Genomic DNA, 20,397 nt, shown 5'->3' on the forward strand with positions numbered 1-20,397 from the left:
GTGCGCCGATCTGCGGAGCGAGGGCGAGCAGTGAACGAGACCGAGGTGCCGGCCCGCATTGCCGGGCAGCGGGAGCCGCTGTCCGAGGGCGGCTCGCCGCCGGTCATCGACGCCGCGTTCGCCCGCTGGCTCGCCGACCGCGCCGGGCAGGTGCTGCTCCAGGTGCGTGACGAGATGGGGTACGCCGACCCGAAGGCGCTCAAGGCCGCCGGCGACCGGGCGGCGCACGACCTGTTGCGCCGCGAACTGGCCCGGTGGCGTCCGGCCGACGCGGTGCTGTCGGAGGAGGACGACCACTCCCGGGTCGCCTGGCAGGACGGCGAGCAGACCGCGGTACGCCCGCAGCGGCTCGGCGCGTCCCGGGTCTGGATCGTGGATCCGCTGGACGGTACCCGTGAGTTCAGCGAGGAGGGCCGGACCGACTGGGCCGTGCACGTCGCGCTGTGGACCGCGGACTGTGGCCGCCCGCACTGCCTGTCCGCGGGTGCGGTGGCGATGCCGGCCCGGCACCGGACGATGGCGACCGACCACCCGCCGGCGTACCCGCCGCTGCCGCCGCCGGTGAGCGGGGGCGACAGCGGGCCGATCCGGATCGCCGCCAGCCGTACCCGGCCGCCGGCCTTCGTCACGGCGCTGGCCGAGGAGCTCGGCGCCGAGCTGGTGCCGATGGGCTCCGCCGGCGTGAAGATCGCCGCGGTGGTCAATGGCGACGCGGACGCCTATGTGCACGCGGGCGGGCAGTACGAATGGGATTCCGCGGCGCCCGTGGCTGTGGCGTCGGCCACCGGACTGCACGCTTCCCGAATCGACGGATCTGCGTTGAAATACAACGAGGCCGATCCGAAGTTGCCGGATCTGGTGGTCTGTCGTAAGGATCTCGCTCCTCGGTTGCTTGCAGCGTTGCAGCGACACCTCCCGCTAACCTGACCCCCGGCAGCTCGGCCGACGTCTCGAAAGGTCTGGGATTCCCATGAGCCAGACAAAGCCCTATCGCGTCTCGCATCTCGACGCTCTCGAAGCCGAGAGCATTTTCGTCATGCGCGAGGTCATGGCCGAATTCGAGCGGCCGGTGCTGCTGTTCTCGGGTGGCAAGGACTCGATTGTGATGCTGCGGCTCGCCGAGAAGGCGTTCGCGCCGGCCCGCATCCCGTTCCCGGTGATGCACGTCGACACCGGCCACAACTTCCCCGAGGTGCTGGAGTACCGCGACACCCGGGTCGCCGAGCTGGGGCTCAACCTGGTGATCGCCAGCGTGCCGGAGGCGATCGACGCGGGGCTGGTCCGCGAGCTGCCGGACGGGACCCGCAACCGGATCCAGACGCCGGTGCTGCTCGCCGCGGTGGAGAAGTACCGTTTCGACGCGCTGTTCGGTGGTGCGCGCCGCGACGAGGAGAAGGCCCGGGCCAAGGAGCGGATGTTCAGCTTCCGCGACGAGTTCGGCCAGTGGGACCCGAAGAACCAGCGCCCGGAGCTGTGGTCGCTCTACAACGGCCGGCACCACGCGGGCGAGTCGATCCGGGTCTTCCCGCTGTCCAACTGGACCGAGCTGGACGTGTGGCACTACATCGCCAAGGAGAACATCGCGCTGCCGAGCATCTACTACGCGCACGACCGCGAGGTGGTCGAGCGTGACGGGATGTTCTACGCGGTCAACGAGTTCATCACGGCCCGCGCGGGCGAGGTCGTGGAGACCCGCCGGGTGCGGTACCGCACGGTCGGCGACGCGTCGCAGACCGCCGCCGTGCTCTCCGACGCCGACACCGTCGACAAGGTGATCGACGAGGTCGCGGCGACCCGGATCACCGAGCGCGGCGCCACCCGGGGCGACGACAAGGTCAGCGAGGCGGCGATGGAAGACCGCAAGCGAGAGGGCTACTTCTGATGAGTCAGGCAGTGCTGGAGCCGGACACGTCCGCGGCACGCGGCATGGACCTGCTGCGGTTCGCCACCGCCGGCAGTGTGGACGACGGCAAGTCGACGCTGATCGGGCGGCTGCTGTACGACACCAAGTCGCTCTTCTCCGACCAGCTGGAAGCGGTCGAGGCGGTCAGCGCGGCCCGCGGTGACGAGTACACCAACCTGGCACTGCTCACCGACGGCCTGCGCGCCGAGCGGGAGCAGGGCATCACGATCGACGTGGCGTACCGCTACTTCGCCACCCCGCGGCGCAAGTTCATCATCGCCGACACCCCCGGGCACATCCAGTACACCCGCAACATGGTGACCGGCGCGTCCACCGCCGACCTGGCGCTGATCCTGGTCGACGCGCGCAAGGGCCTGGTGGAGCAGTCCCGCCGGCACGCGTTCCTCACCTCGCTGCTGCGGGTGCCGCACCTGGTGCTGTGCGTCAACAAGATGGACCTGGTGGGCTGGGACAAAGAGGTCTACGACCGGATCGCGGACGAGTTCACCTCGTTCGCGGCCAAGCTCGACATCGGCGACCTGACGATCATTCCGATCTCGGCGCTGGACGGCGACAACATCGCCTCGCGGTCCGAGAAGAGCCCGTGGTACGAGGGGCCGTCGCTGCTGCACCACCTCGAGCACGTGCACATCGCGTCCGACCGCAACCTGGTCGACGTGCGCTTCCCGGTGCAGTACGTGATCCGCCCGCAGTCCACGGTCGTCACCGACTACCGCGGCTACGCCGGGCAGGTGGCGTCCGGGGTGCTCAAGCCGGGCGACGAGGTGATGGTGCTGCCGTCCGGCATGACCAGCACGATCGCGGGGATCGACACCGCGGACGGGCCGGTCGCCGAGGCGTTCCCGCCGATGTCGGTGACGGTCCGGCTGGCCGACGAGATCGACATCTCCCGGGGCGACATGCTGTGCCGTCCGCACAACGCGCCGGCCGTCGCCCAGGACATCGAGGCGATGATCTGCTGGATGGACGAGACCGCGCCGCTGCGGGTCGGCGGCAAGTACGCCATCAAGCACACCACCCGGACCGCCCGTACGGTGGTGCGCGGCCTGCAGTACCGCCTGGACGTCAACACACTGCACCGGGACGAGACGGCGGACGGGCTGGGCCTGAACGAGATCGGCCGGGTCAAGCTGCGAACCACGGTGCCGCTGCTCGCCGACGAGTACCGCCGCAACCGCACCACCGGCGGTTTCATCCTGATCGACGAGACGACGAACCGTACCGTCGGGGCCGGGATGATCATCGAGGCGCAATAGCGAAACCGGGGTGGGCCGCTCGGCCCACCCCGGTCGTGTCGCGGTTCTCCCGCTCAGTTGTTGCGCTTGGCGTTCCGGCTGACGGTCACGCCGGCGGCGAGCTCGATCATCTCGGACCGGCTGAGCTTGAAGCCGTCCCCGAAGTGCACGATCAGCCAGCTGTCGTCTTTCTCCAGTGCCCAGACCGACCAGCCGATGTCGGAGTCCGGCATGCCGGTCGGGCCCTTCGTCAGAATGCCCTGCCGGCCGGCGACCTTGATGCCGTCCCCGGCGCCGAGGCTCATGTCGTCCGTGGTCTCCACCGAGATGCGAACCTTGTGGGCGTACACCCGCCGGTCGTAGCCGCGGTCGCGGAACGGATCCACCTTCGGGGCGGGGCCCTGCTCGTCGCGGGGCGCGAGCACCACCACGCCGTCGTCGTCGGACAGCACGGCGTAACCGCTCGGCACCTTCTTGAGCGTGTAGCCGGCCGGCTGCTCACCCGCGTATTCCATCAGCTCGGTGGCCGGCGTCGCACCCGGCGCGGCAGCCGGCACTTCGACGGCGCGGCCGTCCGGCGCGCCGGCGCCCCTGGTGAACGTGAAACCGACCAGCATCGCGGCGACGGCCAGCGCGGCGCTCGCGACGGTCTGCACGGCGCGGCGCCGCCGCAGGGCGCGGCGCCCGCGGGTCAGGTCCGCCTCGAGTTGCTGGATGGTGGGCGGAAGCGGCGGACCGGCGATCTCCTCGAGCCGCTGGTGCAGGTCCATCACGGTGTCACTCCTTGGGCACGAAACAGGCGGCGGGGCGGTGGGGCGGGGCGGTCCAGGACCGCGCGGAGCCGGTCCAGGGCACGCGCGGTCTGGCTCTTCACGGTGCCTTCGGAACAACCGAGCGCGTCCGCGGTCTGGGCGACGTCGAGGTCGTAGAAATAGCGGAACACCACCGCGGCGCGCATCCGCGGCGGCAGATCCCGCAGCGCCTGACGCAATCCGTCGTCGAGCCCGCCGGTCGGCAACTCGGCCTGCGGACGGTCCGGCAGCGATTCCACCGGCCGCTCCCGGCGCCGCCACAACCGGCGCCGCTCGTCGGTCAGCGCGTTCACCAGGGCGCGGCGAACGTAGCCGTCGGGATTGTCCGCGCGCTTGAACGACGACCACGCGACGTACAGCTTGGTCAGGGTGGCCTGGACCAGGTCCTCCGCGAGGTGTGGGTCGCCCGCGGTCAGCAGGGTCGCGGTTCGTACCAGGCCGGCCCGCCGGTACAGCACGAATTCGTGGAACTGCTCATCTCGCGTCGTCAAGAGCCCTCCCAATGTCTCACGCCTCCCTGACGGCTCGCGGTTCGCCAGGGTTGCATGCGGAGGAAAGTGCGGGAAGGAATCGACGATGCGGGTACGTTCGGTGACCGTGCGTCAGCGGAGCGAGGCCCAGACGACCTTGCCGGTGGGTGTGGCGGCGGCGCCCCAGTCGGTGGCGACCGCCTGGATCGTGCGCAGGCCGAAACCGCGTTCGTCGAGCGGGCGCCCGCGGTGCGGGGCGGACGGCCGGCGCAGCCGCGGTAGCCGGGGCTGACCGTCGGAGACCGCCAGGTGCAGACCGTCGCCGTGCCGGGACACCACCACGGTGATCTCCGAACCGGCGTGCTCCACCGCATTACTAACCAATTCCGACATCATCAGCCGGGCCGGGTGCAGCAGGTCCGGCCGATTCCATCGCCAGCACGCGTCGCCGACCAGGTTCCGGGCGAGCGACGCGGACTCCGGAGCGGACGGCAGATGCAGCACCAGCGGCCGGCGGTCCGACCGGATATCGGCGGCCAGCTGCGCCAGCGCGTTCTCGGCGGCACGCTCGGCGGTGATCGGGCCCTCGCCGAACACCGGTGGCGGGCTGACCCTCATGACGACCCCTTCGTCACGGTCCGGGGCGCCTGTGTTCCCGGACGTGGCGTCACCCTAAGCGGCGCCACGCCGGGAACGGAACGTCATTCCCCCGCGCGGGTGACGTTCGACGCCAATGCTGCGGCCGGCGTGCCGCGGGCGGCGAGGTTTCGGCCGGCTGCGGTCAGGGGCGGGCGTTTGCGGCAGCGTCGGAGTCGGTGACGTCGTCCAGGCCCTCACTGAGGGCGCCGGTCAGGTCGTCCGCCGGTACCTCGACGTCCTCGCGGTCCACCGAGTCGGCGCGGTCGGGCGTCGGTTCCGGGCCAGTGGCTCCACCGGCGAAGCCGTACTCATTGGGTCGATTGCCTTCCGTCTCAGCACTCATACGCGCCCTATACCCGACACGGCCCCCTTCCAACGCCCCCGCGACAGGCGCCCGGGGGTCAGTGGGGTAGGCGGGTGGCGCCGGGGCCGGGTACCGCGACGAACGGCGTGGGTGCGGTGAAGCCGCGCCGCTCGTAGGCCGCCGCGACCGCCCCGGCGACCGCGTCCGCCCCGTCCGCGTCGACCAGAGCCAGGATGCAGCCGCCGAATCCGCCCCCGGTCATCCGGGCGCCGTACGCGCCGGCGGTCAGCGCCGCCTCGACCGCCACGTCGATCTCCGGCACGGTGATCTCGAAGTCGTCGCGCATGGACGCGTGTGAGGCGGTCATCAGCGGTCCGATCTCGCGGATCCGGCCGGAGCGGAGGAGCCGGACCGTGTCCAGCACCCGCTGGTTCTCGGTGACCACGTGCCGGACCCGGCGGCGGGTCACCTCGTCCGGCAGGGATTCCAGCAGCCCGTCCAGCTCCTCGGTGCGGACGTCGCGCAGGGCCGGCACGCCCAGGATGCGGGCCGCCTCCTCGCAGGAGGTGCGCCGGGCGCCGTACTCGCCGCTGACGTGCTGGTGCGGGGCGTTGCTGTTGACCACCAGGATGGCCAGGCCCTCGGCGGCGACGTCGAACGGGATCTGTTCGACGGCCAGGGACCGGCAGTCCAGGAACAGGGCCTTGCCGGCCTGGCAGCGGATCGACGCCGACTGGTCCATGATGCCGGTCGGCGCGCCCACGTAGACGTTCTCGGCGCGCTGGGCCACCGCGGGACGGCGGCCCACCGGCAGGTCGAGTTTGCCGAGGTCGACGAGCGCGGTGAGGACCGCGGACTCGAGCGCGGCCGACGACGACACGCCGGCACCCACGGGTACGTCGGAGGCCAGTGCGATCCGGGCCGGCGGCACGTCGAAACCGGCGTCGCGCAGCGCCCACACCACGCCGGCCACGTACGCCGCCCAGCCGTCCAGCACGCCGGGCTCGGCCAGCTCGGGTTCGCCGAACCGCACGGTGCCGTCGGCGAAGTCGGAGCAGACCTGCCAGCCCTCGGGCGCCGGGCCGGCGGCCGCGACCACGCGTTCCGGCAGGGCGAACGGAAGCACGAAGCCGTCGTTGTAGTCGGTGTGCTCACCGATCAGGTTGACCCGGCCGGGTGCGGCCCAGAGACCTTCGGGCTCGTCGTCGTACGCGGTGGAGAAGGCCGACGCCGCCCGGGCGGCCACATCGTCGATCGTCATGCGCCGATCACATCACGCCACATGGTTCCGGTAGAACGTCCAGGCGTCTCCGATCATGTCCTGAAGGGTCGCCTTCTGCGGGATCCAGCCGAGATCGGCGCGCGCCTTGGCGGACGACGCCACCAGCGAGGCGGGGTCGCCCTCGCGGCGCGGTGCGATCTCCACCGGGAGGTCGGTGCCGGTGACCTCGCGCGCCACGTCGACCACCTGCTTGTTGGTGAAGCCGCTGCCGGTGCCCAGGTTGTAGATCTTGTGTTCGCCGGGGGTGGCCGCCTCCAGCGCCAGCAGGTGCGCGCGGGCCAGGTCCTCGACGTGGATGTAGTCGCGCACGCAGGTGCCGTCCAGCGTCGGGTAGTCGTCGCCGAACAGCTGCAGCTTCTCCCGCTTGCCGGCCGCCACCTGCAGCGCGATCGGGATCAGGTGGGTCTCCGGGTCGTGCCGCTCGCCGATCTCGGTGCCGTCGGGACGGATGTACGCACCGGCCACGTTGAAGTACCGCAGCGACACGGCGGCCAGCCGGTGGCCGAACGTCTCCGAGGTGAGCGCGTAGTCGAACGCCAGCTTGGTGGCGCCGTAGGTGTTGGTGGGCGCCTTCACCGCGGTCTCGGTGATCGGCAGCTCGCTGGGGTTGCCGTAGACGGCGGCGGTGGAGGAGAAGACCACCGTCGGCACTCGGGCGGCGCGCACCGCCTCCAGCAGCGCGAGCGAGGCGATCATGTTCTCGTCCCAGTACAGCTCCGGCTTGAGCATCGACTCACCGGCGGCGATCAGGCCGGCGAAGTGCAGCACCGCGTCGAAGCCGGCGTCCGGGGTGAGCACCCGGCCGGCGTCCCGGATGTCGGCCTCGACGAACGTGGCGTCCGGCGCCACCGCCTCGCGGAACCCGGTGCGCAGGTTGTCGATGACGACCACCTCGTGGCCGGCGTCGAGCAGCAGGCGGCTGGTGACGCTGCCGACGTAGCCGGCGCCTCCGGTGAGGAGCAGTTTCACGATGCTGGCCTTTCAGGGAGTACGGCGTGCAACCAGGTTCCATCATAAACGCTCAAAAGGCAACACGATCAAACAACGCCGGGTGGTTCGCAATATCTGCGTCGAGACTGACACAATGGCGCTCATGTCCGACGCCACCCCCCGCCCCCGGGTGCTCTCCGGCATCCAGCCGACCGCCGATTCGTTCCATCTCGGCAACTATCTCGGCGCTCTGCGGAACTGGGTGGCGATGCAGGACACGCACGACGCCTTCTACTGCGTGGTCGACCTGCACGCGATCACCATGGGACATGATCCGGTCGCCCTTCGTAACCGTACTCGCCTGTCGGCCGCGCAGCTGCTGGCGCTGGGACTGGATCCGGAGCGGTGCACGCTGTTCGTCCAGTCGCACGTCCCCGAGCACGCTCAGCTGGGGTGGGTGCTGAGCTGCATCACCGGTTTCGGAGAGGCCGGCCGGATGGTGCAGTTCAAGGACAAGTCCGGTAAGACGGGTGCCGACTCCACCAGCGTCGGGCTGTTCACGTACCCCATCCTGCAGGCCGCGGACATCCTGCTGTACCAGGCCGACCAGGTGCCGGTCGGCGAGGACCAGCGGCAGCACCTGGAGCTCACCCGCGATCTCGCGCAGCGGTTCAACACCCGGTACGGGCAGACCTTCACCGTGCCGTCGCCGTACATCGTGCGGGACACCGCGAAGATCACCGACCTGCAGGACCCCACCGCGAAGATGAGCAAGTCGGCGTCCTCGCCGAACGGCATCATCGAGTTGCTGGAGGAGCCGTCCCGGTCGGCCAAGAAGATCAAGTCGGCGGTCACCGACACCGGCCGGGAGATCCTGTACGACGAGCAGAACAAGCCCGGCATCAGCAACCTGCTCACCATCTACGCGGCGCTGACCATGCGCACCATCGACGAACTGCTGGAGCAGTACGACGGCCGGGGCTACGGCGACCTGAAGAAGGACCTGGCCGACGCCGTGGTCAACTTCGTCAAGCCGGTGCAGGAACGCACCCGGGCCTACCTCGAGGACCCCGGTTACCTCGACAAGGTGCTGGCGGTCGGCGCGGAGAAGGCGCGGGCCGTGTCCGCGGGCACGCTCGAGACGGCGTACCGGAACGTGGGCTTTCTTCCCCCGGCGCGTGAGGCCTGAGCCGGGTGGCGGAGGACACGACCCGGATCGGCGTCGCGATCGACATCCCGGAGCCCTGGGGTACGACGCTGACCCGCCGCCGCGCCGAGGCCGGTGATCCGCAGGCCGCGTACACCCCGGCGCACGTCACGCTGCTCGGGCCGACCGAGGTGGCGGCCGGGGCCCTGCCGGCGGTGGAGAAGCAGCTGGAGCGGATCGCGGCGGCGCACCGGCCGTTCACCATCCAGCTGCGCGGCACCGGCACCTTCCGGCCGATCACCGAGGTGGTGTTCGTGACGCTGGCGATGGGCATCAGCGAGTGCGAGCTGCTCGCCGAGGCGATCGCCGCGGCCGAGGGGGTGAACCGCGCCGCCCGGTTCCCGTACCACCCGCACGTGACCGTGGCGCAGGACGTGCCGGCACCGGCCCTGGACGCGGTCTTCGAGGATCTGGCCGACTTCTCCTGCCGGTTCGACGTCTCCTCGTTCACGCTGTTCTCGCACGGTGGCGAGGGCCCGTGGCGGCCCCGGCGTGACTTCCCGCTTGGCGGCTGAGGACTTGGGTACATTCACGCGGTGAACGCCATCGACCGCGGGTACGACGCGGTGGAAGCGCGGATCATGGTGCTGCGGCGACGCTCGCGTCACTTCGACCATCTCTGCCGGGCGCTGTTGCGCTTCTGGGAGGCCCAGGGCGGGCGGCTGGCCGCGGCGATCGCGTACTACGGCTTCTTCGCCATCTTTGCGCTGCTGCTCATCGGCTATTCGATCTTCGGCATCCTGCTGAACAACAACCCCGACCTGTTCGACATCGTCCGCCAGTTCCTCCGCGAGAACCTGCCGTTCCTGGACCTGCGCCAGATCGTGGACAGCGGCCGTACCGTCGGGGTGGTCGGTCTGCTGGGTCTGATCTTCACCGGCGTGGCCTGGGTCGAGGCCATCCGCTCCTCGCAGCGGCTGATCTGGCGGCTGAACGAGCAGCCCGGGTACGTCGGCGTGCGCCAGCTGCTGGATCTGCTGGTCGGCATCGGCGTCCTGCTCCTGCTCGCCTCCTCGGTGCTCGCGGTGTACGGCCTGGAGCGGCTGCTGGCCTGGCTCGCCGACGGCCGGGTCGGTTTCGTGCTGTCCGCGATCAGCCTGATCCTCTCCATCGCGATCAACATGCTGCTGGCCGCGGCGCTGCTGGCCGCCGTGCCGCGGCTGCGGATGACCGTCCGGCGGCTGGCCCCGCCGGTGCTCCAGGTCGGGCTGGGGGTCTGGCTGCTCAACACGGTGGGCCGGTCGTTCGTCGGGCTGGTCCAGGAGAACCCCGCGTACGGCCTGGTCGCCAGCGCCGTCGGGGTACTGGTCTACCTGTACGTCTTCAACCAGTTGCTGCTGTTCGGCGCGGCCTGGGCGGCGACCAGCCCGCACGGCCGGGTGGTGGACCTGTCGGCCGACGACAAGACCGCTCCGGTCGGGCAAAACACCTGGATCCGGCACCGCAGCCCGCAATGATGGGCCGGTGGGCACTCTCATCACGCTGAGCCTCCCGCCGGACTCGCCGGTGGCCGGCCTGCCGTGGGTCATCACCATCGGTGCGCTGGGTGACGAGGAGGACTGGGAACCGGTGGTGTGCGGCCCGTACGAGCGCGCGCACGCGCTGGCGCTGGCCCAGGCGGTGGTCGCGGACGAGGACCTGATGGCCGTGGTCGAACCGCTGTTGCCGCTGGTCGACGCGGAGGCCATCCGGGACGAGGTCGAGCTGGCCCGGGCGGCGGCCGACCCCGATGGCGCCGGGCCGGCGAAGGCGGCCGACCAGTGGCAGGAGTCCGGCGTGGAACGCGGGCCGGCGCCGACCGCCGCCGAGGTGCGGGCCGGCTTCGCCCGGATCGCGGCCCGGCTGCCGGGTTCGGTCAGCCCGGGTTGAGCAGCGCGCGTACCCCGCGCAGGTAGGTGTCCTTGTCGGGGTGGCCGAGGAAGAGCCGTTGCAGCGCGAACCCGGGTATCAGGCCGAACAGCACGCTCGCGGCCGCCTCCACGTCGGTGTCCGGCGCGAGTTCGCCGCGCTCGACCGCCCGGCGGGCCAGCGTCACGTACGCCTCCCGCATCCCCTGGTAGCGGTGCCGGACGATCTCCCGGATCGCCGGGTCCAACGTGGCCTCGCCCCACACCTGCACCGCGAGCGGGAAGTTGCCGTTCTCCCCGACCTGGACGTTGATCGCGTCGAAGACCTCGCTCAGCGCCTCGACCAGCGGAGGAGCCGGCTCCCGGGTGGACACCTCCTGCAGGAGCGCGGTGATGCCGCCGGCGACCGACTCGGCGATGGCATTGATGATCTCGTTCTTCGATTTGAAGTAGCGGTACACGGCGCCGACCGACAGCCCGGCCTCGGCGATCAGATCCTGCATGGTCGTGTTGTGCAGGCCGTTGCGGAGGAAGCAGGTCCGGGCGGCGACCAGGATCTGCTCCCGGCGGGCGATGAGGTGGTCCTCGGATACACGTGGCACGGGGCACAGTGTAAAACGAACGCTCGTTCTTGACACCCGGCCGGGTGGGGAGCACGCTCTTCTTAAGAGAACGAGTATTCGTTTTAGGAGAAGACCATGCGCGCCAACCCGATCCGCCTCGGTGTCCTGATCGCCCTCGTCGTGGTGGCCCTGCAGGCCCTGCTCGTGCCGCTCTTCGCCGGTCCGGCCGGCAACCTCGCGCCCCGCGACCTGCCGCTCGCGGTCGCCGGGCCACCGCCCGCCGTCGCCGCGCTCACCGGCAGACTCGAGTCCGGGCATCCCGGCGCGTTCGCCGTCACGGTGGTCGCCGACGGCGCGGCCGCCGACGCGGCGATCCGCGACCGCGACGTGTACGGCGCCCTGGTGCTCGGTCCCGCCGGGCCGGAACTGCGCGTGGCCTCGGGCGCCTCGCCCACGGTCGCGACGCTGCTCACCCAGGCCGCCGCCGGGCTGGGCGACGGCACTCCGGTCCCGGTCCGCGACGTCGTGCCGGCCGACGCCGACGACCCCCGCGGCACCGGATTCGCCTCCAGCTTCCTCCCGCTCGCGATGACCGCGATGCTGGCCGGCGTGCTGATCTTCCTGCAGGTCCGGCGGCGCTCCGCGCGGTTGCTCGCGCTCGGCACGTTCGCCGTGCTGGCCGGACTCGCCGGGGCCGCGGTCCAGCAGTACTGGCTCGGCGTGCTGCCCGGCGACTACCTGCCCGCCGCGGGCGTCGTCGGCCTCTTCTCGCTCGCCGTCGCGGCCACCGTCACGGGGCTGGGTGCGGTCGCGGACCGGGCCGGGGTGGCCCTCGGCGCGGTGACCGTCTTCCTGGTCGGCAACGCGCTGTCCGCGGTCGGCTCGGCCGCCGAGCTGCTGCCGCAGCCGTGGGGCGAGATCGGCCAGTGGCTGCCGATCGGCGCCGGCGGGACGCTGCTCCGCTCCGCGGCGTTCTTCGGCGGCAACGGCGGCGCGGCCGCCGCCTGGCTGCTCACCGGGTACGCGGTGGTCGGGCTGCTCCTGGTCGCGGGGGGCCGGCGCGGTCTCGCCGCCCGGAGCGAGCCGGTCCCGGCGGCGCCGGAACCCGAGCACGCCCTGGCCCGCTGACCCGGCCACCGACCTCGCCGGACGGAGAGGCCGCCATACTGGTCGCGTGGTGATCACGCGCCGGTGGGCGGCCTTCCTCGTTGCGGTCGGTGTCTGGAACTGGGCGATCTGGCCGGGCTTCATCTCCCGGACGCTCCGGGACGACCGCGCCTTCGCGGCCGGCTCGCCGACCGCGTTCTTCTGGGTGCACGCGCTGATCATCGGTGGCTCGCTGGCCCTCGGGACCGTCGCCGGGGTGCTCGGCATCCGCGCCTGGCGGGCGAACCGGCGTACCGAAGGATCGACGGTGGCCCCCGCTGGAGTGCCGAAAGATTAACGGCAGGTTTCGCGGTGAGCGGGCAATTCGCGCCCCAAGCGCGCTAAAGCGACGTTAAGGCCGGGGCGGAGTCGCGAGCAGGTAACGGTGCGCCAACAGTCCGGTCCGAATTCCTGACGCTGCTGTGGCCTGCGCGTACGGTAGCGCCCGAGACTCACCGCGAGGTGTCGGTGTGCAGCGGAAGGAGGGCGTCTTGCGCCCAGTACGTGGGAAGCGGATCGTGGCGATTCTCGCGGCCGGTGGGTTGACGCTCGCCGCCGCAGCCTGTGGTGACGCTCCCGATGAGACCCCGAGCGCCGGCAGCAGCAGCGCCGCCTCCGGCGCCGCCTACAAGGCCTGCATGGTGACGGACACCGGCGGCATCGACGACCGGTCGTTCAACGCCTCCGCCTGGGCCGGCATGGAAGGCGCCAAGGCCCAGCAGAGCAACGTCGAGCCGGAGTACACGGCGTCCTCGGACGAGGCCGCCTACGAGCCCAACCTCCGCGGCTACGTGACCAAGAAGTGCAACTTCATCCTCGCGGTCGGCGGCCTGATGGGCCCGGCCACCACGAAGATCGCGAAGGAGAGCCCGAACCAGCAGTTCGGCATCGTGGACAGCGCGGTCGAGGGCGCGCCGAACGTGTACCCGATGCAGTTCGCCACCCAGGAGGCCGCGTTCCTCGCCGGCTACCTGGCCGCGGGCTTCTCCAAGACGCAGAAGGTGGCGACGTACGGCGGCCTGAAGATCCCGCCGGTCACCGTGTTCATGGACGGCTTCTACGACGGCGTGCAGCACTACAACAAGACGAAGAGCAAGACCGTCGCGGTGCTCGGCTGGGACAAGGCCAAGCAGAACGGCACGTTCGCCGAGACGTTCACCGACCAGAACAAGGGCAAGGCGATCACCAACACGTTCGCCGCGCAGGGCGCCGACGTGATCATGCCGGTCGCCGGCGGCACCGGCCTGGGCACCGCGGACGTCGCCCGCGCCTCCGGTGGCAAGACCTCGGTCATCTGGGTCGACCAGGACGGCTGCCAGAGCGCCCAGCAGTACTGCGACGTCTTCCTGACCACCGTGGTCAAGAACATCAAGGACGCGGTGCAGCAGGCCGTGGTCACCGGCGCCGCCAACCAGCCGCTCAACGCCACCCCGGGTTACCTGGGCACGCTGGAGAACAACGGCGTCTCGCTGGCGCCGTACAACTCCTTCGAGTCGAAGGTCGACGCCGCGCTCAAGGGCGAGGTCGACAAGCTCAAGGCGGACATCGTCGCGGGCACCGTGAAGGTCGAATCGGCCAACGCGCCGAAGTGACGGTGCGCTGAGGCAGGTTTTTCCGGCCGTCGCACGGCCGTGGGATCTTTCCCGCGGCCGGGCGGCGGCCGTGTGCCACGTCCTTTGTTAAGTTCCTCGCGTTGAGCGTCCCCGTCGGCAGGAGATTCCGCTGAGACTCGAACTGCGCGGCATCACCAAGCGCTTCGGCGACCTGGTGGCCAACGACCACATCGACCTGACCGTCGAGCCCGGCGAGGTGCACGCGCTGCTCGGCGAGAACGGCGCCGGCAAGTCGACGCTGATGAACCAGTTGTACGGCCTGCTGCAGCCGGACTCCGGGGAGATCGTCGTCGACGGCACGCCCCGGACGTTCCGCAGCCCGCGGGACGCCATCGCGGCCGGCATCGGCATGGTGCACCAGCACTTCATGCTGGTGCCCGTGTTCACCGTCGCGGAGAACATCGCGCTCGGCGCCGAGGAGACCCGCGGCGGCCCGCTCGGCTGGCTGGACCGGCGCCGCAGCCGCCGCGACGTCCTGGAGACCTCCCAGCGGTACGGCCTGCCGGTCGACCCGGACGCGCTGGTGGAGAACCTGCCGGTCGGCGCGCAGCAGCGGGTGGAGATCGTCAAGGCACTCACCCGCGACGTCGACCTGCTGATCCTGGACGAGCCCACCGCCGTGCTCACCCCGCAGGAGACCGAGGACCTGCTCGCGGTCATGCGCGGGCTGGCCGAGTCGGGCAAGTCCGTCGTCTTCATCACCCACAAGCTCAAAGAGGTCCGGGCCATCGCGGACCGGATCACCGTGATCCGCCGCGGCCGGACGGTCGGGACCGCGACGCCGGACACCGCGGAGGACGAACTCGCCGCGTTGATGGTCGGGCGCGCGGTCAGCCTCGAGGTGCAGAAGACCCCGGCCGAGCCGGGCCGGCCGGTGCTGAAGCTCTCCGGGCTGATCGTCGAGGACGACCGCGGCGTCCGCGCGGTGGACGGCGTCGACCTCGTGGTGCACGCCGGCGAGGTGCTCGGCGTCGCGGGCGTGCAGGGCAACGGCCAGACCGAACTGGTGGAGGCGGTGCTGGGCCTGCGGCCGCCCCGGGCCGGCACCATCCAGGTCGACAACGAGGACCTGGTCGGCATGAGCACCAAGCGGATCCTCCGCTCCGGAGTCGGGTACGTGCCCGAGGACCGCAGCACCGACGGCGTGGTCAAGGAGTTCACCGTCGCCGAGAACCTGGTGCTCGACATGTACGACCGGGCGCCGTACGGCAACGCGTTCCGTCTCGACGCGCGGGCCATCGCCACCTCGGCGGCGGAGCGGATCAAGCAGTTCGACGTCCGTACCCCCTCCGCGGACGCCGCGGTCGGCACGCTCTCCGGCGGCAACCAGCAGAAGGTCGTGGTGGCCCGGGAGATGTCCCGGCCGCTGCGGCTGTTCATCGCCGCCCAGCCCACCCGCGGCGTGGACGTCGGCTCGGTGGAGTTCATCCACAGCCGGATCGTGCACGAGCGCGACGTCGGGACCGCCGTGCTGGTGGTGTCGAGCGAGCTGGACGAGATCATCGGGCTGGCCGACCGGATCGCGGTCATGTACCGCGGGCGGATCCTGGCGATCGTCTCGCCGGACACCCCGCGCGAAGAGATCGGCCTGCTGATGGCCGGGATCACCGACGGTTCCGCCGCCCCGGAGCCCGGGACGCCCGGGGCCGCAGAGAAGGGCACCACGTGACCACCGACGACGCCGTCGCCACCGAGCAGGCGCCACCACCGGCACCGAAGAAGGACGAGCCCGGCGACTCGTTCCTCAGCCACTTCGTGCACAACCTGTGGGCGGCGAACACGTTCACCGTCACGGTGCTGTCCATCCTGCTGGCGCTGCTGATCGGCGCCGTCCTCATCGTGGTGTCCGACTCCGCGGTGCTGGACACGTTCGGCTACTTCACCGCGCGCCCGTCCGACGCGCTGACCGCCAGCTGGAACGCGGTCAGCACGGCGTACGCGGACCTGTTCAAGGGCGCCGTCTTCGACCCGGAGACGGTGCGCACCGGCACCTGGCGGGAGGCGCTCGCCCCGATCTCCGAGACGCTCACGTACGCCGCGCCGCTGGTCTTCACCGGTCTGTCGGTCGCGGTGGCGTTCCGCGGCGGCCTGTTCAACATCGGCGGCCAGGGCCAGGCGGTCATCGGCACCATCGCGGCCGCGGTGGCCGGCTTCTCGTTCGGCCTGCCGATCGTGCTGAACCTGCTGGTGGCGCTGATCGTCGGGCTGGCCGGCGGCGCGCTGTGGGGCTTCATCCCGGGCATCCTCAAGGCGCGCACCGGTGCCCACGAGGTGATCACCACGATCATGCTGAACTACACCGCCGGACTGTTCCTGACCTGGCTGATCCTGCAGAAGGGCGTGCAGGATCCGGGACGCACGGACGCGATCAGCAAGGCGGTGGCCGAGTCGGCGCAGCTGCCCTCGCTCGGCGGCGCGCTGCGGGTCAACCTCGGCATCGTGCTCGCCGTGCTGGTCACCGCGGCCGTCGCCTGGATGCTGAACCGGTCCGCGTTCGGCTTCGAGCTGCGGGCGGTGGGTGCCAACCCGGCCGCCGCCAGGACCGCGGGGATCAGCGTCGGTAGGACGTACACCCTGCTGATGGTCGTGGCCGGCGGCCTCGCCGGCCTGGGCGGGGCGACCCAGGTGCTGGGCACCGCCTACTCCCTGACCCCGGCCGTGGCCGGCAACATCGGCTTCGACGGCCTGCTCGTCGCGCTGCTCGGCCGCAACCGGCCGTGGGGCACGCTGCTCGCCGCGGTGCTGTTCGGCGCGCTGCGCGCCGGCGGCAACCGGATGCAGTCGTTCAGCGGGATCTCGCTGGAACTGGTCACCGTGCTGCAGGCGCTGATCGTCATCTTCATCGCCGCACCCGCCCTGGTGAAAACGATCTTCCACCTGCGCGCCGCCCGCTCCGCACGGCTCGGCGCCTCGATGGCGAAGGGCTGGTGAGCCACATTTCCACGGCAACGGAACAGGATCTGGCGGAAGCCACCGCCCCGAAGCGGTTCTGGAACCGGCAGCGCCGCCTCGGCACCGCGCTGGTCGCGATCGGAGTGCTGGCCGCGGCCCTGTTCGGTGCGCTGGCGCCGTCCGAGACCGCCCGCTTCACGCTCAGCGAGGACGCCGAGGGCGCCGCGCTCAGCATCAACGGCCAGCTCGGCGCCGTCCTCTTCGGCATCGTCGCGATCGGCGCCGGCGTGGCACTGCTCGTCGGCGTGGCCAAGCGGTGGCAGACCACGCTGCTCGGCCTCGGCATCGTCGGGTTCGTGCTGTCCTTCCTGTGCTGGCAGGTGGCGGGCAAGTTCATGCCGCTGGTGGACACCGCCAGCGGCTCGCTGGAACTCGCCCTGCCGCTGATCCTCGGCGCGCTGGCCGGCGTGCTCGGCGAACGCTCCGGCGTGGTCAACGTGGCCATCGAGGGCCAGTTCCTGATGGGCGCGTTCGCCGCCGCGCTGGTCGGCACGATGGCCACCAGCGTCTGGTTCGGCCTGCTCAGCGCGGCCGTGGGCGGCGCGCTGATCGCCGCCATGCTGGCCGTGCTGGCCATCCGGTTCCTGGTCGACCAGGTGGTGGTCGGCATCGTGCTGAACCTGTTCGCGGTCGGCGTCACCGGCTTCCTCTACGAGCGGCTGATGCAGCCGGACGCGCAGTCGTACAACACGCCGCCGCAGATGGAGACGTGGCGGATTCCGGTGCTGGCCGACATCCCGGTGATCGGCCCGGTGCTGTTCGAGACGAACTTCCTGGTCTGGCTGGCCCTGATCCTGGTCGTCGCGATCCACTTCGGGCTCTCCCGGACCCGGTGGGGCCTGCGTACCCGGGCGGTCGGCGAACACCCCACCGCGGCCGACACGGTGGGCATCCGGGTACGCGGCCTGCGCTACGCCAACGTGCTGGTCGGCGGTCTCGTCGCGGGCGCCGGCGGTGCGTACTTCACGCTGGTCGCCACCGGCAGCTTCACCAAGAACATGACGTCCGGCGCCGGCTTCATCGCCCTGGCCGCGCTCATCTTCGGCCGGTGGACGCCGGTCGGGGCGCTGGGGGCGGCGCTGTTCTTCGGGTTCGCGCAGAAGCTGGCCACCTACCTGAGCGCGGTGGGCAGCCCGGTGCCCAGCCAGTTCCTCAACATGCTGCCCTACCTCGCGACGATCGTCGCGGTGGCCGGGCTGGTCGGCCGGGTACGGGCGCCGGCCGCGGACGGTCAGCCGTATCTCAAGTCCTGACACCGGGGCGCCGCGCTCTCTCTTGAGGCGTGGCGCTCCGGGTTGGGTGGGTGCTGCTGCTTCCCCGGGGGTCCGGCCGTATCGACGCCGGTGCGGGGAGTGCCGTGTCGGCCGGGTGGGTGGGGCAGAATCGTGGGATGGAGATCGACTGGGAGGCGTTGCGGGAGGCGGCCATCGGGGCCATGCGACTTGCGTATGCGCCCTACTCGGACTTTCCGGTGGGCGTGGCCGGGCTGGTCGACGACGGCCGGGTGGTGGTCGGCTGCAACGTGGAGAACGCGTCGTACGGCGTGGGCCTGTGCGCGGAGTGTGGCCTGGTGAGTTCGCTGCACGCCACCGGGGGCGGGCGGCTGGTGGCGATCTCCTGTGTCGATGCGACCGGCGCGCCGCTGATGCCGTGCGGGCGGTGCCGGCAGCTGCTGTACGAGCACGGCGGCGCCGACTGCCTGGTGGAGGCGGATCCGCGGCCGCTGCGGATGGCGGAACTGCTGCCGCACGCGTTCGGGCCGGACGACCTGGACAAGGTGAACGGGCCGGCCGCGGTGCCCGAGGTGCCGACCCGGCTGGCGAAGTGGCGGGGCCGCGGCACCGTCTTCGTGCACCCGGACCTGTCCGGCGGCGAGCAGATCTGGACCGGCTACTGGGAGCGGTCCGGTGGCAGTTCCGACGCGGCGGACGCGGAGAAGGGCGTGCTCGAGGAGGGCCCCAACTTCCCGACCGCGGCCGCGGCGGTGCGGTGGGCCAAGGTGCGTACCCCGCGGATCGTGGTGGTGGACGCGGCCGGCGCGTTGTCCTGGGCCGGCGAGGGTGAACCGCCCGAAGGTATCGGCAACCGGTGGGACGGCGCCTAACCTGAGCGGGTGCTGGGACGGCCACGGCCGGGACGGCGACGCGGCAGGATGAGGACGAACGCGGCGGGGACGAAGAGGTGGTCATGAGCGAGTTCGCGGCGGTGGACGTCATCCGGGCCAAGCGGGACGGGCACGCGCTGTCCGAGGCGCAGATCGACTGGGTGGTGGACGCGTACACCCGGGGTGTGGTCGCCGACGAGCAGATGTCGGCGCTCGCCATGGCGATTCTGCTGCGCGGGATGACGTCCGCGGAGATCGCCCGGTGGACCGCGGCGATGATCGCCAGTGGGGAACGCCTGGACCTGTCCGCGGTGTCCCGGCCGACCGCGGACAAGCACTCCACCGGCGGCGTCGGCGACAAGATCACGCTGCCGCTCACGCCGCTGGTGGCGGCGTGCGGCGCGGCCGTGCCCCAGCTGTCCGGGCGCGGGCTGGGGCACACCGGCGGCACGCTGGACAAGCTGGAGTCGGTTCCGGGGTGGCGGGCGACGCTGAGCAACGACGAGTTCGTCCGCCAGCTGCAGCAGGTGGGCGCGGTGATCTGCGCGGCCGGCGAGGGACTCGCCCCGGCCGACCGCAAGTTGTACGCCCTGCGCGACGTCACCGGGACCGTCGAGGCGATCCCGCTGATCGCCAGCTCGATCATGAGCAAGAAGATCGCCGAGGGCACCGGCGCGCTGGTGCTGGACGTCAAGGTGGGCACCGGGGCGTTCATGAAGGACCTGGACCAGGCCCGCGAACTCGCCCGGACGATGGTGGAGCTGGGCCGGGACAGCGGGGTGACCACGGTGGCGTTGCTGACCGACATGTCCACGCCGCTCGGTCTCGCGGTGGGCAACGCGGTCGAGGTGGCCGAGTCGGTCGAGGTGCTGGCCGGCGGCGGGCCGCGGGACGTGGTGGAACTGACCCTGGCGCTGGCCCGGGAGATGCTCGACGCGGCCGGCCTGCGTGACGCCGACCCGGCCAAGGTGCTGGAGTCCGGCGCGGCGATGGACACCTGGCGGGCGATGATCTCGGCGCAGGGCGGCGATCCGGACGCGCCGCTGCCGGTGGCGCGGGAGACCGAGGTGCTGCGGGCCGAGCGGGACGGGGTGGTCGCCGCAATCGACGCGTACGGGATCGGGGTCGCCGCCTGGCGGCTGGGCGCCGGCCGGGCCCGCAAGGAGGATCCGGTCAGCTTCGGCGCCGGGGTGGTGCTCAAGGTGCGGCCGGGTGACCCGGTCCGGGCCGGTGATCCGCTGCTGGAGCTGCGTACCGACGAACCGGGCCGGATCGCGGCGGCGCGGGCCGTCGCCGCACCCGCCGTCGTGGTCGCGGAGACCGCGCAAGCCCCGGCACCGCTGCTGATCGACCGCATCGCCTGATCGGC

Annotated in this window: 22 protein-coding genes; 15 read left to right on the forward strand and 7 right to left on the reverse strand. The window is 71.4% G+C overall.

The annotated features are described in order from the left end of the window. Positions 1-78: 78 nt before the first annotated feature. The 3 genes from LDL48_RS13435 to LDL48_RS13445 are packed head-to-tail and all read left to right on the forward strand — an operon-like array spanning position 79 to position 3,180. Positions 79-927 (forward strand): 3'(2'),5'-bisphosphate nucleotidase CysQ, encoded by an 849-nt coding sequence (locus LDL48_RS13435; RefSeq protein WP_225255455.1) that lies wholly within the window; start codon positions 79-81, stop codon positions 925-927. A 43-nt stretch (positions 928-970) separates the two neighbouring features. Beyond that, positions 971-1,882 (forward strand): sulfate adenylyltransferase subunit CysD, encoded by a 912-nt coding sequence (gene cysD, locus LDL48_RS13440; RefSeq protein ID WP_225255402.1) that lies wholly within the window; start codon positions 971-973, stop codon positions 1,880-1,882. Then, positions 1,882-3,180, forward strand: coding sequence for a sulfate adenylyltransferase subunit 1 (locus LDL48_RS13445; RefSeq protein ID WP_225255403.1), 1,299 nt, complete (start codon positions 1,882-1,884; stop codon positions 3,178-3,180). The genes cysD and LDL48_RS13445 overlap by 1 nt, the downstream gene beginning before the upstream one ends. 53 nt (positions 3,181-3,233) lie before the next feature. Here the strand turns inward: LDL48_RS13445 and LDL48_RS13450 are convergent, their stop codons facing one another. From LDL48_RS13450 to galE, 6 genes are all read right to left on the reverse strand, one after another. Further along, positions 3,234-3,932, reverse strand: a complete 699-nt coding sequence (locus LDL48_RS13450) for a hypothetical protein (protein ID WP_225255404.1) — start codon at positions 3,930-3,932, stop codon at positions 3,234-3,236. Continuing rightward, positions 3,929-4,462, reverse strand: a complete 534-nt coding sequence (locus LDL48_RS13455; protein ID WP_225255405.1) for a SigE family RNA polymerase sigma factor — start codon at positions 4,460-4,462, stop codon at positions 3,929-3,931. Before LDL48_RS13455 ends, LDL48_RS13450 begins: the two co-directional genes overlap by 4 nt. A gap of 111 nt (positions 4,463-4,573) precedes the next feature. Then, positions 4,574-5,059, reverse strand: coding sequence for an ATP-binding protein (locus LDL48_RS13460; RefSeq protein WP_225255406.1), 486 nt, complete (start codon positions 5,057-5,059; stop codon positions 4,574-4,576). 163 nt (positions 5,060-5,222) lie between these two features. Next, positions 5,223-5,423: a hypothetical protein gene (locus LDL48_RS13465; RefSeq protein ID WP_225255407.1), complete on the reverse strand. Its 201-nt coding sequence runs from the start codon at positions 5,421-5,423 to the stop codon at positions 5,223-5,225. Between the two features lie 58 nt (positions 5,424-5,481). After that, on the reverse strand, positions 5,482-6,645 hold the full coding sequence (gene galK / locus LDL48_RS13470; RefSeq protein ID WP_225255408.1) for a galactokinase: 1,164 nt from the start codon (positions 6,643-6,645) through the stop codon (positions 5,482-5,484). 12 nt (positions 6,646-6,657) lie between these two features. Then, positions 6,658-7,635, reverse strand: coding sequence for a UDP-glucose 4-epimerase GalE (gene galE, locus LDL48_RS13475; protein WP_225255409.1), 978 nt, complete (start codon positions 7,633-7,635; stop codon positions 6,658-6,660). Between the two features lie 124 nt (positions 7,636-7,759). Here galE and trpS point away from each other — a divergent pair, with 124 nt between their 5' ends. From trpS to LDL48_RS13495, 4 genes are read left to right on the forward strand one after another with little or no spacing between them, the layout of a single operon-like run. Further along, complete coding sequence (gene trpS / locus LDL48_RS13480; protein ID WP_225255410.1) at positions 7,760-8,785, forward strand: tryptophan--tRNA ligase; 1,026 nt, start codon at positions 7,760-7,762, stop codon at positions 8,783-8,785. Further along, a complete protein-coding gene (locus tag LDL48_RS13485) occupies positions 8,782-9,318 on the forward strand; it encodes a 2'-5' RNA ligase family protein (protein WP_225255456.1) in 537 nt (178 codons plus the stop codon). Before trpS ends, LDL48_RS13485 begins: the two co-directional genes overlap by 4 nt. Before the next feature lie 21 nt (positions 9,319-9,339). Then, a complete protein-coding gene (locus tag LDL48_RS13490; protein ID WP_225255411.1) occupies positions 9,340-10,260 on the forward strand; it encodes a YihY/virulence factor BrkB family protein in 921 nt (306 codons plus the stop codon). A gap of 7 nt (positions 10,261-10,267) precedes the next feature. Next, on the forward strand, positions 10,268-10,672 hold the full coding sequence (locus tag LDL48_RS13495) for a hypothetical protein (RefSeq protein ID WP_225255412.1): 405 nt from the start codon (positions 10,268-10,270) through the stop codon (positions 10,670-10,672). On the opposite strand, the gene LDL48_RS13500 is transcribed toward LDL48_RS13495, so the two are convergent. After that, complete coding sequence (locus LDL48_RS13500) at positions 10,659-11,252, reverse strand: TetR/AcrR family transcriptional regulator (protein WP_225255413.1); 594 nt, start codon at positions 11,250-11,252, stop codon at positions 10,659-10,661. The two genes, LDL48_RS13495 and LDL48_RS13500, sit on opposite strands and share 14 nt — an antisense overlap. Before the next feature lie 96 nt (positions 11,253-11,348). On the opposite strand from LDL48_RS13500, the gene LDL48_RS13505 reads away from it, so the two are divergent. The 8 genes from LDL48_RS13505 to LDL48_RS13540 all read left to right on the forward strand — a co-directional run bounded on the left by LDL48_RS13505 (position 11,349) and on the right by LDL48_RS13540 (position 20,392). Further along, a complete protein-coding gene (locus LDL48_RS13505; RefSeq protein ID WP_225255414.1) occupies positions 11,349-12,341 on the forward strand; it encodes a hypothetical protein in 993 nt (330 codons plus the stop codon). A gap of 46 nt (positions 12,342-12,387) precedes the next feature. Then, positions 12,388-12,657 carry an SCO4848 family membrane protein gene (locus tag LDL48_RS13510; protein WP_225255415.1) on the forward strand — a complete coding sequence of 90 codons (270 nt, stop codon included), beginning with the start codon at positions 12,388-12,390 and terminating at the stop codon, positions 12,655-12,657. 193 nt (positions 12,658-12,850) lie between these two features. Continuing rightward, complete coding sequence (locus tag LDL48_RS13515) at positions 12,851-13,951, forward strand: BMP family lipoprotein (protein WP_225255416.1); 1,101 nt, start codon at positions 12,851-12,853, stop codon at positions 13,949-13,951. Between the two features lie 175 nt (positions 13,952-14,126). Beyond that, positions 14,127-15,641 (forward strand): ABC transporter ATP-binding protein, encoded by a 1,515-nt coding sequence (locus tag LDL48_RS13520; protein WP_308016457.1) that lies wholly within the window; start codon positions 14,127-14,129, stop codon positions 15,639-15,641. Then, on the forward strand, positions 15,638-16,903 hold the full coding sequence (locus LDL48_RS13525; protein WP_225255417.1) for an ABC transporter permease: 1,266 nt from the start codon (positions 15,638-15,640) through the stop codon (positions 16,901-16,903). The genes LDL48_RS13520 and LDL48_RS13525 overlap by 4 nt, the downstream gene beginning before the upstream one ends. A gap of 5 nt (positions 16,904-16,908) precedes the next feature. Then, positions 16,909-18,177, forward strand: a complete 1,269-nt coding sequence (locus tag LDL48_RS13530) for an ABC transporter permease (RefSeq protein WP_225255458.1) — start codon at positions 16,909-16,911, stop codon at positions 18,175-18,177. A 137-nt stretch (positions 18,178-18,314) separates the two neighbouring features. Continuing rightward, positions 18,315-19,028, forward strand: coding sequence for a cytidine deaminase (locus LDL48_RS13535; protein WP_225255418.1), 714 nt, complete (start codon positions 18,315-18,317; stop codon positions 19,026-19,028). A gap of 83 nt (positions 19,029-19,111) precedes the next feature. Then, entirely contained in the window at positions 19,112-20,392 is a 1,281-nt protein-coding gene (locus LDL48_RS13540; protein WP_225255419.1) for a thymidine phosphorylase, read from the forward strand. Positions 20,393-20,397 lie beyond the last annotated feature (5 nt).

Origin of the sequence: Jidongwangia harbinensis (genome assembly GCF_020216025.1) — a bacterium.
Lineage (GTDB): Bacteria > Actinomycetota > Actinomycetes > Mycobacteriales > Micromonosporaceae > Actinoplanes > Actinoplanes harbinensis.

Bases quoted from the DNA above. Each gene is read 5' to 3' on its own strand.
- cysD (WP_225255402.1), top strand. From the start codon at position 971: ATGAGCCAGACAAAGCCCTATCGCGTCTCGCATCTCGACGCTCTCGAA.
- LDL48_RS13445 (WP_225255403.1), top strand. From the start codon at position 1,882: ATGAGTCAGGCAGTGCTGGAGCCGGACACGTCCGCGGCACGCGGCATG.
- LDL48_RS13460 (WP_225255406.1), bottom strand. From the start codon at position 5,059: ATGAGGGTCAGCCCGCCACCGGTGTTCGGCGAGGGCCCGATCACCGCC.
- LDL48_RS13465 (WP_225255407.1), bottom strand. From the start codon at position 5,423: ATGAGTGCTGAGACGGAAGGCAATCGACCCAATGAGTACGGCTTCGCC.
- galK (WP_225255408.1), bottom strand. From the start codon at position 6,645: ATGACGATCGACGATGTGGCCGCCCGGGCGGCGTCGGCCTTCTCCACC.
- trpS (WP_225255410.1), top strand. From the start codon at position 7,760: ATGTCCGACGCCACCCCCCGCCCCCGGGTGCTCTCCGGCATCCAGCCG.
- LDL48_RS13505 (WP_225255414.1), top strand. From the start codon at position 11,349: ATGCGCGCCAACCCGATCCGCCTCGGTGTCCTGATCGCCCTCGTCGTG.
- LDL48_RS13535 (WP_225255418.1), top strand. From the start codon at position 18,315: ATGGAGATCGACTGGGAGGCGTTGCGGGAGGCGGCCATCGGGGCCATG.
- LDL48_RS13540 (WP_225255419.1), top strand. From the start codon at position 19,112: ATGAGCGAGTTCGCGGCGGTGGACGTCATCCGGGCCAAGCGGGACGGG.